Origin of the sequence: Pseudoxanthomonas sacheonensis (assembly GCF_031455975.1) — a bacterium.
Classification (GTDB): domain Bacteria; phylum Pseudomonadota; class Gammaproteobacteria; order Xanthomonadales; family Xanthomonadaceae; genus Pseudoxanthomonas_A; species Pseudoxanthomonas_A sacheonensis_A.
Genome location: NZ_JAVDTT010000004.1, coordinates 314150 through 325134, shown reverse-complemented (window position 1 = coordinate 325134; position 10985 = coordinate 314150). Strand labels below are relative to the sequence as shown.

Annotated in this window: 11 protein-coding genes and 1 tRNA gene; 1 reads left to right on the top strand and 11 read right to left on the bottom strand. The window is 62.4% G+C overall.

Annotated elements, in window-relative coordinates:
• Positions 1-26 precede the first annotated feature (26 nt).
• From J2W94_RS16035 to J2W94_RS16010, 6 genes are all read right to left on the bottom strand, one after another.
• Entirely contained in the window at positions 27-1265 is a 1239-nt protein-coding gene (locus tag J2W94_RS16035) for a glycosyltransferase (protein ID WP_310095602.1), read from the bottom strand.
• Between the two features lie 121 nt (positions 1266-1386).
• Entirely contained in the window at positions 1387-2592 is a 1206-nt protein-coding gene (locus J2W94_RS16030; protein ID WP_310095600.1) for a cystathionine gamma-synthase, read from the bottom strand.
• Positions 2593-2693: 101 nt separating this feature from the next.
• Entirely contained in the window at positions 2694-4064 is a 1371-nt protein-coding gene (locus J2W94_RS16025; RefSeq protein ID WP_310095597.1) for a pyridoxal-phosphate dependent enzyme, read from the bottom strand.
• A 537-nt stretch (positions 4065-4601) separates the two neighbouring features.
• Positions 4602-4820: a YdcH family protein gene (locus tag J2W94_RS16020; RefSeq protein ID WP_310095595.1), complete on the bottom strand. Its 219-nt coding sequence runs from the start codon at positions 4818-4820 to the stop codon at positions 4602-4604.
• A 355-nt stretch (positions 4821-5175) separates the two neighbouring features.
• On the bottom strand, positions 5176-6066 hold the full coding sequence (locus tag J2W94_RS16015; RefSeq protein WP_310095643.1) for an OmpA family protein: 891 nt from the start codon (positions 6064-6066) through the stop codon (positions 5176-5178).
• An 11-nt stretch (positions 6067-6077) separates the two neighbouring features.
• Positions 6078-6476 carry a DUF4398 domain-containing protein gene (locus J2W94_RS16010; RefSeq protein ID WP_430540633.1) on the bottom strand — a complete coding sequence of 133 codons (399 nt, stop codon included), beginning with the start codon at positions 6474-6476 and terminating at the stop codon, positions 6078-6080.
• Positions 6477-6570: 94 nt separating this feature from the next.
• Between J2W94_RS16010 and J2W94_RS16005 the strand changes: the two genes are divergently transcribed.
• On the top strand, positions 6571-7713 hold the full coding sequence (locus J2W94_RS16005) for a PilT/PilU family type 4a pilus ATPase (protein WP_310095591.1): 1143 nt from the start codon (positions 6571-6573) through the stop codon (positions 7711-7713).
• A 90-nt stretch (positions 7714-7803) separates the two neighbouring features.
• Here the strand turns inward: J2W94_RS16005 and maiA are convergent, their stop codons facing one another.
• The 5 genes from maiA to rpsI form a co-directional block, all read right to left on the bottom strand.
• The gene (maiA, locus tag J2W94_RS16000; RefSeq protein ID WP_310095589.1) at positions 7804-8472 is read right to left on the bottom strand and encodes a maleylacetoacetate isomerase; all 669 of its coding nucleotides are present in this window, start codon (positions 8470-8472) and stop codon (positions 7804-7806) included.
• A 101-nt stretch (positions 8473-8573) separates the two neighbouring features.
• A complete protein-coding gene (locus J2W94_RS15995) occupies positions 8574-9563 on the bottom strand; it encodes a fumarylacetoacetate hydrolase family protein (protein WP_310095587.1) in 990 nt (329 codons plus the stop codon).
• Positions 9564-9637: 74 nt separating this feature from the next.
• Positions 9638-10375, bottom strand: coding sequence for a 2OG-Fe dioxygenase family protein (locus J2W94_RS15990; protein WP_310095585.1), 738 nt, complete (start codon positions 10373-10375; stop codon positions 9638-9640).
• A gap of 127 nt (positions 10376-10502) precedes the next feature.
• Positions 10503-10577, bottom strand: a tRNA-Gln gene (locus tag J2W94_RS15985).
• Between the two features lie 15 nt (positions 10578-10592).
• Positions 10593-10985 carry a 30S ribosomal protein S9 gene (gene rpsI / locus J2W94_RS15980; protein WP_310095583.1) on the bottom strand — a complete coding sequence of 131 codons (393 nt, stop codon included), beginning with the start codon at positions 10983-10985 and terminating at the stop codon, positions 10593-10595.

The following is a 10985-nucleotide window of genomic DNA, read 5'->3' as shown; positions in this document are numbered from 1 at the left end:
TGCCGCCTGTGTGGCACTCATCGATTTCAAGACATTCTTCTTTCTGGATGCGGACGAGGGCGATCCAGCCAAGCGCCTATCGTTCCGCACACGACGGCCGGAGACAGTTTTTCTTTCACCACCAAGGCCTTGACGCTGAGCTTGCTTGCGAAATACGGTTCGTCAACCAGCTTGACCATAGCCGCCGCCGCCGAATTCTCGTCGGGGTCCGCCCAACGACCGCCTTCGGAATGCGGGTAATCTCCCGGCGCAATCGGCGACAACGCATAGTCGACGGGAACGCTGTTTTCCACGTCCATGAAGTCCATGTTTCCCGACCAGCCGGTCGCGATCACGGGCTTGCCCAAGGCCATGCATTCGGCGATTCCCAGGCCGAAACCCTCTGCGCGATGAAGCGAGACATAGGCATCGCAGCACCGCTGCAATGCCTGCACGTGAGCCCTGGCGATGAGGTCGTCGCGAACCAAAATGCGAGGGTCGTCCGCGACGGCGTCCAGCAGGCGCCCCAGCTGTTCCGGCGCTTGCTCGCCGCCGCTGGACTTGATGAGCAGGCGAACGTCGTCGCGCCCGCCCGGAAACGCCAGCTTGAAGGCAGCGATGGCACCGAAAGGATTCTTCCGCTCGATCGAGGAATGGAAGTCGAACGTGCACAGGAAGATGAACTTTCCTGCCTCCAGACCGAAATCCCGACGCTGGAGACCGCTATCGGGAACGGACCAGAGCGGCAGCGGCACACGAAGTATCGGTTTGTCCGTCACTTTGCGGAACGCCGTCTCGACGAAGGTAGAGGCCACGATGATCTCGTCGACCATGTCGAACACAGGAAGCCAAGCTTGGGGGATGGTTTCAAGTTCCCAGAACCAACAGGCGATAATCCGGTGACCTGCGAGACGCTCCGAGCCGATCTTTTCCAGCACAGGCGCAAGGAAATCCGGGTTCACAAAGATGATCGTGTTCGAGTAGGGAGCCTGGTCGGTTATCCAGGGATCCATGCTGCGGTCGTTCCATCCGTGGGCGACTTCAAGGTTGATATCGTTCAGGGCGATCTTGAAGCCGCCTTGGATAAGCGCGCGCGAGTACAGGCGTGCACCCTCGGCGAGTCCGAACTCGCCTCGCAGAAAACCGAAGAGATTCACCCCAGGACCTTGCGAGCCTTCAACTGCCGACGATTGCTCGACTGGCCCATTGGCTTCGGCATGGTGGCTCCAAGCCGGGGTTCTTTCGAAACGAAGCGACCCCCTTGCCACCGACAACGCCTTGTTCAAGGCGGCGGCACGCCAAACCTTTGGAACCAATCTGTACACGGGCGTCAGCCACCCGCGCCCGCGCACCCATGTAGCAATGTCGAGCAATGTCCGATCCAATCGAAGAGCTGGCATGGCGCGACTACTGGCCTGTAGTGTCTTGAGCACTCTCAAGCGCCGAATTCAGATCGTTTTTCAAATCACCTTCGCTCTCAATGCCTACGCTCAACCTCACCAGGCCATCGACGATGCCCAATTGCTGCCTTCGCTCCAGGGGAATGGACGCATGGGTCATCACCGCGGGGTGGTTAATCAGACTTTCGACACCGCCTAATGATTCGGCGAGCGTAAACAGTTGCGTGTTTTCGCAAAAGCGCCTGGCTGATTCGAAGCCGCCTTTCAGCACCATAGAGATGATGCCACCGAATCCGTCCATCTGACGCTTTGCGAGTGCACGGTGCGCGTGGGAAGCGAGTCCCGGATAAATCACTTTCTCGATCGCTGGATGGGTTTCCATCCATTCGGCCAAGGCCTGCGCATTCGCGCAATGCGCCTTCATCCGCAAATGCAACGTCTTCAATCCGCGCAGAGCAAGGAAACTGTCGAACGGCCCCTGCACCGCGCCGATCGAGTTCTGCAGGAACGCCATCTGCTCGGCCAGCTCGGCGTCATTACCCACCACCACCATGCCGCCGACCATGTCCGAATGGCCGTTGAGGTACTTGGTGGCCGAGTGCATGACGATGTCGGCGCCGAGTTGCAGCGGTCGCTGCAGAATGGGCGAGGCGAAGGTGTTGTCCACCACCACGCGCAGGCCGTGCTTGCGGGCGATCGCGCAGACCGCTTCGATGTCGACGATCTTCAGCATCGGATTGGTCGGGGTTTCTACCCAGACCATTTTCGTTTCGGGGCGGATGGCGGCCTCGAACGCGGATAGGTCGGTCAGGTCGACGAAGCTGAAGTCCAGGCCGGCGCTGCGTTTGCGCACCCGCTCGAACAGGCGGTAGGTGCCGCCGTAGATGTCGTCCATGGCGATGACGTGGTCGCCGCTGTCGAGCAACTCCAGGACGGTCGACGTGGCCGCCATGCCCGAAGCGAAGGCGAAGCCGCGGCTGCCGCCTTCCAATGCGGCCAAGCAGCGCTCGTAGGCGAAGCGGGTGGGATTATGGGTGCGCGAGTACTCGAAGCCCTGGTGCACACCGGGGCTGCTCTGGGCATAGGTGGAGGTGGCGTAGATGGGCGGCATGACCGCGCCGGTGCTCGGATCGGGGGACTGCCCGCCATGGATGGCCAACGTGCCCAAGGCAAGGGTTCCGCCAGCGGCGGGATGAGTGGGGGATGCCGACATGGCCTAATCCTTTTGGACAGCCGGTGATTTTAGCAGCTGGGCCTTAACCAATCGTCCATATGGCGAAAAGGTGACACGGCCGTCTCAATTCGGCTTGCGACTTACTGGACCCTACGCCGCAGGAAGTTCAGCAGGTCGATGCGGGTAATCAGGCCCAAGAACGCGTCCCCGTCGGTGACGATGGCGACCTGCCCGCGGTCGAAGACCGGCAAAAGGGCCTCGATAGGCGATTTCATGTCCAGCCGATCCAGCTTGCTGACCATGGCGGTGGAGACCGGATCGCGAAAACGGGCTTCATCGCCATAGACGTGCAGCAACACGTCGCTTTCGTCGACGATGCCGACCAATTTTTCGCCTCCCATCACCGGCAATTGCGAGACGTCATACAACTTCATGCGCTGGTAGGCGGTGGTCAGCAGGTCGGTCGGGCTGACCACCACGGTGTCCTTCTGGCTGTAGGGACGAAGGATCAGGTCGCGTAGATCGCCATGCTGCGCGCGCTCGATGAAGCCGTTGTCCAGCATCCAGTAGTCGTTGTACATCTTCGACAGGTATTTGTTGCCGGTATCGCAGACGAACACCAACACCTTCTTCGGCGTGGTCTGCTCCTTGCAATATTTCAATGCCGCCGCCAGCAGGGTGCCGGTAGAGGAGCCGCCCAGGACGCCCTCCTTGGCCAGCAATTCGCGTGCGGTCAGGAAGCTTTCCTTATCGCTGATGGAATAAGCCTTCTTTACCCGGGTGAAGTCCGAGATCTGCGGCAGGAAATCCTCGCCGATGCCTTCCACCATCCAGCTGCCCGACTTCTCGCTGAGCGTGCCTTCGTTGATGTACTGAGTGAGGATGGAGCCGACCGGGTCGGCCAGTATCAGTTCCACATTCTGGGCATGCTCGGCGAAGGCGCGCGACAGGCCGGTCATGGTGCCGGAGCTGCCGCAACCGAACACGATCGCATCCAACTGTCCATCCATTTGCCGCAGGATCTCCGGACCCGTGCCGAACTCGTGCGCGGCCGGATTGTCGGGATTGCCGAACTGGTTGATGAAGTAGGCGCCCGGAGTTTCGCTGGCGATGCGCGCGGCCAGGTCCTGGTAGTACTCGGGATGGCCCTTGGCCACGTCCGAACGGGTCAGGATGACCTCCGCGCCCATGGCCTTGAGATTGAAGATCTTCTCCCGGCTCATCTTGTCCGGTACCACCAGCACTAGCTTGTAGCCCTTCTGCTGCGCCACCAGGGCCAGGCCGATGCCGGTATTGCCAGCGGTGCCTTCCACCAGGGTCGCGCCGGGCTTCAGGTCACCGCGCTGTTCGGCCGCTTCGATCATGGACATGCCGATGCGGTCCTTGATGGAGCCACCCGGGTTGGCGCTTTCCAGCTTCAGGTACAGCTCGCACACGCCGGTATCCAGGCGCTGGGCCTTGACGATGGGCGTCTCGCCGATGAGTTCCAGGACAGAAGAATGGATGGCCATGCGGAAAGGCGCTCGTGTGCGGCTTGGAGAGGAGGGGGATTATCGCATTGCCGGCCTCTTAAGGCTTTGGCTCCGATACCCCGTGAGACGCGGCAAGTGGGCTGGGTAAACCCCGAAGGGGCGGCGCACAAGGATGTGCGCCGTTTTCGGAAGGGGCAGGATGCCCCGTCCGAAAATTCCCGGCCCGCTTGCGGACCCAACGGCTCCATCGTTGGGCGCGACGTTAGGGTGTGCTTTCTTTGGTTACTTTCTTTGCACAAGCAAAGAAAGTGACTCGCGCAACGCGCGAAACGCTCTTGATCCCGTCGGGGAAAAAGAGCTCCTGGGTCCATGTCTACGTGGGAATGACGAGCAAGATCAAAATGGATCCCAGCTTTCGCTGGGATGACGATGACGGCGATGGTTTGCTCGAAAGCTCTTTCATTCGACAAAAAAGCCCGCGAATCGCTTCGCGGGCTTTCATGTTTCGAGTGGCGCGGACGGCGACAGCCGACGAGGAGGCTGTCGCCGCCCGCGACAATGGAACAGGGGGAGACGTCAGTGGGGTATGGCGTCGTAGATTCGTATAAGTCGTTCTTTCGCAGCGAGTTTCTCGCGTTTCATCTGACCCAGAGTGGTGTCGTCGATAGGCAGGACGCCCAGCTCGGCGTCGGTCACCTTCTTGTTCAGTTCGCGGTGTCGCTGGTAAAGCTGCTTGAACTCGGGGTCGGCCTTCATAAGTGCGTCGATTTCGGTTTGCGGTTGTCCTTCGAACATTTCGTAACCTCCTTCAGCGGAAATACGAACGCCCCGACCTCTGCAGGCACGGGGCGTTGGCTTGGGAGCGGAATATCGGGTTGCGGCGGGCTGCGCATTTCCCGGAATCACCCGCACTGACCTGTCGGCCTGGCGTGGGGTCCTCTGGGTTGTGGGTCAGCGTCATCGGCTCGATTCTCCGGTGAGCCAAGCGACGGGGGTCGCCTGGGTATACGACCCTACTCTTCGAAATCGAACCCGGCAACCCTCTTTCCAAGTGCTTGATCGGATTGAAAAAGACAGGCGGCCGGGCGCGTCGCGCGGGAGCCCTGGAACGCAGAAGAACAGGTGCAAATCATTGTTTTTGAACAATTTTCTACTGCGCGATCACCACGTCCACAGCACGACTCTTGCTGCCCTCGCCCTTTCCTGCGGACTGGAGCCTCGCCTTGGGGATGCCAGCCGCCAGCAGCGCGTCGCGAACCGCGTCGGCACGGCGCTGACCAGGCGTCTGCTTGTCGCCGAAACCTTCGATCCTGGCCTTGGCCTTGGGATTGGCCTGCAGGTAGGCGGCCAGCGCGGAAACGCTCGCCGAGCCACTGCTGGAAAGCTTCGCTTGACCGGCATTGAAAGCGGAACTGGCCAAGGTGAACACCTCGCCCCGGTCCTCGAATTTGGAAGCCGGCAGTTTGGCCCCGGACATCAATTCGGCTTCCTGACGGGCCAGTTGCGCTTCCTTCTGGCGTGCGGCGCTGAGCTTGGCGGTCTGCTGGCCAGCGATCGAGCCCAGCATGTCTTCGGCGTCCTGGCGGGCCAGGGTCTCGGCTTCGGCGGCCATCCGCAGGCGCTCGGCTTCTTCAGCCTGGATCTGCGCCTGTACGCGCAAGCGCTCGCTTTCCTGGCGCGCGCGCGCGGCATCGCGGCGACTGGCTTCCACCAGCAACTCGCTACGGGTGCGGTCCAGCCGGTCGGCTTCGCGCCGTGCCGCCTCGGCGCGCGCGGCGGTCTCGGCGATCTCGACACGACGGTCGGCCAGATACAAGGCGCCATCGCGTTGCTTGCCGCGCGCCTTGGCCAGCACGGCCACGGCCTGTTGCGCCTGTAGTTTTTCGTAGGCTGCGAATTCGACCAGCTGCGGGTCGGATTGCAAGGCAACCAGCCGCTGGTTCAGGGCGATCACTTCGGGGCGTTCGGCCGCCAGCGCCGACAGCGAAACCAGCAACAGCGCGCAGGTGAGTGTCCTGATGCTTATCGTATGGATGCTCATCGTGTGGGGGCTCATCGCGCGGGCTCCTCGCCCAGCGTGCGCTGGAGTTCGCTGATTTCCTGGCGCCTTTGCTGCAGCTGCGCTTTAGCCACCGCCTCATTGCTGCGCGCACGGGCCAGGTCGGCATCGGCCGTGGCGCGCGCGGCAAGCTCGGGGGCCAGTTTGCGATCGCGGCGCGTGGCGGCGGCCGATTGCGCCTGGGCCAATGCGCTGCGCGCGGAATTCAACAGATCGGGAGCGTACTGATCCGCGTCGGCCTGGTCGGCGCGATTGACCGCCTGCTGCGCGGCGGCCAGTTCCGGCATGGCCGCCACTTGGGCCTGTAACGGCGCAGCGAGTCCGGCCAGCAGCATGAATACGCCAACCATCACACACAGGGATCGGCGGAATTGTGCGAAGCTACGATGCATAGGAGTGCCGTGGCGTTAGGGGAATGCGCGGCCATTGTCGGAAGCCTGCGTCGCACTTGCAACGGTGCGACGCCAATGTTGGGGAACATCGCACATGGATATCGGCTACTTCCTGAAGCTGATGACGGAAAAGAACGCCTCGGACATGTTCCTGACCACCGGGGCGCCGGTCTACATCAAGATCGAAGGCAAGCTGTATCCGCTCGGCAATACCGGCCTGCCCGCCGGCATGGTGAAGAAGATCGCTTATTCGCTGATGGACGAAGGCCAGGTGCCGATCTTCGAGCGCGAATTGGAACTGAACATGGCCCTGGCCCTGCAGGACGCCGGCCGCTTCCGCATCAACGTGTTCAAGCAGCGCGGCGAAGTGGGTATGGTGATCCGCGCGATCCGCAGCGTGATCCCGTCCATCGAAGAGCTGAACCTGCCGCAAGTGCTGAAGGACATCATCATGACCCCGCGCGGGCTGGTGTTGCTGGTCGGCTCCACCGGCTCGGGCAAGTCCACCTCGCTGGCGTCGATGATCGACCATCGCAACAGCACCACCACCGGGCATATCCTCACCATCGAGGATCCCATCGAGTACCTACACAAGCACAAGCAGTCGATCGTCAACCAGCGCGAAGTCGGCCTGGATACCCACGCCTTCCACAACGCGCTGAAGAACGCGATGCGCGAAGCGCCGGACGTGATCCTGATCGGCGAAATCCTGGACGCCACCACCATGGAAGCGGCCATCGCCTTCGCCGAAACCGGTCACCTGTGCCTAGCCACCCTGCACTCCAACAACGCCGACCAGACCATCGAGCGCATCCTCAACTTCTTCCCCGAGACCGCGCACAAGAACGTGCTGATGAACCTGGCGCTGAACCTGCGCGCGGTGGTGTCGCAGCGTCTGGTCAAGGGCGTGGACGGCCGCCGCCTGCCTGCAGCCGAGGTATTGATCAACACGCCGATGATCCGCGACCTGCTGCGCCGCGGGCAGGTGCACGAGATCAAGGCCGCGATGGAGGCCTCGCTGGAGGACGGCATGGAATCCTTCGACCAGTGCCTGTTCCGGATGGTCAAGGAAGGCCGTATCGAGCAAGAAGAAGCGCTGCGTGCGGCCGACTCCCGCGACGGCCTGGCGCTGAAATTCCGCTTGTCCGAGGGCAGCAGCGGAGAACACGATCCCTATGCGGATTACGACTCGGCATCGACCGGCAGCTCGCCGCGGATCACCCAAGGTTTCGGCTGAGGTCTGTAGGGCACGCTTGCTTTGCCCCCTTTGAAAAAGGGCGAAGCTGCAAATGCAGCAAATACGGAATTACCACGCTCGACTGATCTGCTAGACGGCTTGCAGTTGCGCATCCGGCTGTTTGTCCGGCCGCGCTTCGCTGAAGGCAGGCAGCTCCAGACAGGCTTTCTCTATACGGGCGATGGTCGGGAATGCCGCCATGTCCACGCCGAAGCGGCGCGCATTGAACACCTGCGGAATCAGGCAGCAATCCGCCAGACCCGGCGTCTGTCCGTGGCAGTACGTGCCTGTCGCCGGGTCACCTTCCAGCAACGCCTCCATCGCGATGAAACCTTCAGCGATCCAGTGCTTGACCCAGTCGTCGCGCTCGGACTGCGGCACCCGCCAGGTGTGTTCGAAATAACGCAGGACGCGCAGGTTGTTGAGCGGATGGATGTCGCAGGCCACCAGTTGCGCCAGACTGCGCACACGGGCGCGGTCGCGTGCGGTCATCGGCAATAGGCGCGGCGAAGGCCAGGCTTCATCCAGGTATTCCAGGATCGCCAGCGACTGGCGGATCACGCGCACGCCGTGCATCAGCGTGGGCACCAGCTGCTGCGGATTCATCGCCACGTAGTCGGGTTGATGCTGTTCGCCGCCGTCGCGGACCAGGTGCACCGGCAAGGTCTCGTAATGCAGGCCTTTCAGATTCAGGCCGATGCGCACGCGATACGCAGCGCTGGACCGCCAGTAGGAATAGAGACGCAGCTGTTCGCTCATCCGCGGCGGACCCCGTGGTTCAAGGCAATGGATGAGGTGCGTTGCTGCATGCGTTCAAACCTGCGGGACCGCCGTGTCCACATTTGCGCCCTCGCCGGCGTTCAGGGCAAGGGCTGCTGTTCGATCCGCTGCTCGATCGCACCGAATATGTGACTGCCATCACTATTTTTCATTTCGATGCGGACCACGTCGCCGAATTTCATGAAGGGCGTGCTGGGTTTGCCGTCGCGCAGGGTTTCCACCGTGCGCTTCTCCGCGAAGCAGGAGGCGCCCTTGGAAGTGTCCTCATTGGCGATGGTGCCCGATCCGACGATCGTGCCTGCCGACAGCGGCCGGGTCTTGGCCGCATGCGCCACTAGCTGCGAGAAGTCGAACTGCATGTCGACCCCGGCTTCGGGCGCGCCGAACCATTCGCCATTGATGTGCGTGAGCAGCGGCAGGTGCACTTTGTTGTCGCGCCAGCTGGCGCCCAGTTCGTCGGGAGTGACGAAGACCGGCGACAAGGCCGAACGCGGTTTGGACTGCAGAAAACCGAAGCCTTTGTTCAATTCCCCCGGGATCAGGTTGCGCAGCGATACGTCGTTGACCAGGCCGATCAGCTGGATGTGCGCAGCGGCCTGCGCCGGCGTCACCGCCATCGGCACGTCGTCGGTAATCACCACGATCTCGGCTTCCAGGTCGATGCCGTAGTCCTCGCTGACCACGCGCACCGCATCGCGCGGACCGTAGAAGGCGGCGCTGGTGGCCTGGTACATGAGCGGATCGGTGTAGAAGCTTTCCGGCACGTCCGCCCCTCGCGCCCGGCGCACGCGTTCGACATGCGGAAGATAGGCGCTGCCGTCGACGAACTCGTAGGCGCGCGGGAGCGGCGCCGCCAGCACGTTGAAATCCAGATCGAACACGCCGTCGGCATCGCCACTGTTGAGCGACTCGGACAAGGCGTTGAGGCGCGGCGCGAGGTTGGACCAGTCTTCCAGAGCGACCTGCAGCGTGGCGGCGATGCCGGTGGCGCGGACGGCGCGGGTCAGGTCGCGTGATACGACGATCAAGGTGCCGTCGCGGCCGCCTTCCTTCAAAGATCCCAGCTTCATCCCAACCTCCAGTGATCGCGCTGACTATATTGTTTCAATTGTAACTAAACTTGCGCGACTCGGCTCTCAGAGAGTTACTCGTCGCCCTGGAAATTGCCGGCGCGATAGGTCAGGACCAGGGTATCGCGGTAACCATAGTCGCCCAACGGCTGGATCGGCGTGGATTCATGGATCACGCGCGCGTCGTCGAGCAACATCAGCGTCCAGGGCTCGGTCAGGGTGAAGCGCTGGCCGTCGGGGCCGGTGGCGGCGAAAACGCGGGTTTCGCCCCCACTGATTTCATGACGCCCCACCAGCAGCACGGCCACGAAATCCACGCCATCGCGATGCGCGCCTTCCGGGGTGGGACGGCCGATGCCGTCGGCGGTATCGATGCGGAACTGATGCGCCTCCACGAACCAGGGTTGCCCGCCCTTCAATGCGGTGCAGACTTCGGCCAGACCCTGCAGCAACTTGATCCAGGCCGGGTGCGCGACCGTGTCGGACCGCATCGGCTCGAACCAGCGGCGCATGCCGCCATGCAGCGCGTTGTATTCCTCGGACTGCCAGTGCGCACGATGCGGCGCCTGGGTAAGGCGCCCATGCTCGGACACGAAACAGGAATGACGGCGTTTGCGATAGCTGCCGCCATCCTTGAGATAGCGGTCCGGCTGCAGGTCATCCCAGCTCGGCTTCAGTTCATCCAGCACGCCGACGTCGAAGCCGCAGAGCGCACCCACGCTCGCCGGCGCCAGCACCGCATAGCCGCGGTCGCGCAGCTGTGGCAGCAGCGCGTCGGGTTCGACGAAAGGGGGAAGGAAGGTGGCGACCATCTTTCAATTCACTCCGTGCGGATCACTGGCCGGTCGGACTTTGGCTAAAAACGCAAAAACCCGCACGGGGCGGGCTTTTGCTGCTGGGGCGTAGTGTCTGCTCCAGCGATTGCTTGCGACTTTGATGTGGCTGCCCCGGATGGATTCGAACCACCGAATGCCTGAGTCAGAGTCAGGTGCCTTACCGCTTGGCGACGGGGCAATATTACTTTTGCGATTAGCGCTTCGAGAACTGGGTGGCGCGGCGTGCCTTGTGCAGACCGACCTTCTTGCGCTCGACTTCGCGGGCGTCGCGGGTCATGAAACCGGCCTTGCGCAGCTCCGTCTTCAGGGTCTCATCGTACTCCACCAGCGCGCGGGCGATGCCCAGACGGATGGCGCCGGCCTGGCCGGTGGTGCCGCCGCCAGCGGCGGTGACCTTGATGTCGAAGCTTTCGGTGTTCTTGGTCAGCTCCAGCGGCTGGCGCACGATCATGCGAGCGGTTTCACGGCCGAAGAACTCGTCCAGCGGACGGTCGTTGACGGTGATGTTGCCGGTGCCCTTGCGCAGGAACACGCGGGCGGTGGAGGACTTGCGACGGCCAGTGCCGTAATTCTGGGTAATTGCCAT

Bases quoted from the DNA above. Each gene is read 5' to 3' on its own strand.
- J2W94_RS16005 (WP_310095591.1), top strand. From the start codon at position 6,571: ATGGATATCGGCTACTTCCTGAAGCTGATGACGGAAAAGAACGCCTCG.
- J2W94_RS16015 (WP_310095643.1), bottom strand. From the start codon at position 6,066: ATGAGCATCCATACGATAAGCATCAGGACACTCACCTGCGCGCTGTTG.
- J2W94_RS16025 (WP_310095597.1), bottom strand. From the start codon at position 4,064: ATGGCCATCCATTCTTCTGTCCTGGAACTCATCGGCGAGACGCCCATC.
- rpsI (WP_310095583.1), bottom strand. From the start codon at position 10,985: ATGGCAATTACCCAGAATTACGGCACTGGCCGTCGCAAGTCCTCCACC.
- J2W94_RS16030 (WP_310095600.1), bottom strand. From the start codon at position 2,592: ATGTCGGCATCCCCCACTCATCCCGCCGCTGGCGGAACCCTTGCCTTG.
- J2W94_RS16020 (WP_310095595.1), bottom strand. From the start codon at position 4,820: ATGTTCGAAGGACAACCGCAAACCGAAATCGACGCACTTATGAAGGCC.
- maiA (WP_310095589.1), bottom strand. From the start codon at position 8,472: ATGAGCGAACAGCTGCGTCTCTATTCCTACTGGCGGTCCAGCGCTGCG.
- J2W94_RS15995 (WP_310095587.1), bottom strand. From the start codon at position 9,563: ATGAAGCTGGGATCTTTGAAGGAAGGCGGCCGCGACGGCACCTTGATC.
- J2W94_RS15990 (WP_310095585.1), bottom strand. From the start codon at position 10,375: ATGGTCGCCACCTTCCTTCCCCCTTTCGTCGAACCCGACGCGCTGCTG.
- J2W94_RS16010 (WP_430540633.1), bottom strand. From the start codon at position 6,476: ATGCATCGTAGCTTCGCACAATTCCGCCGATCCCTGTGTGTGATGGTT.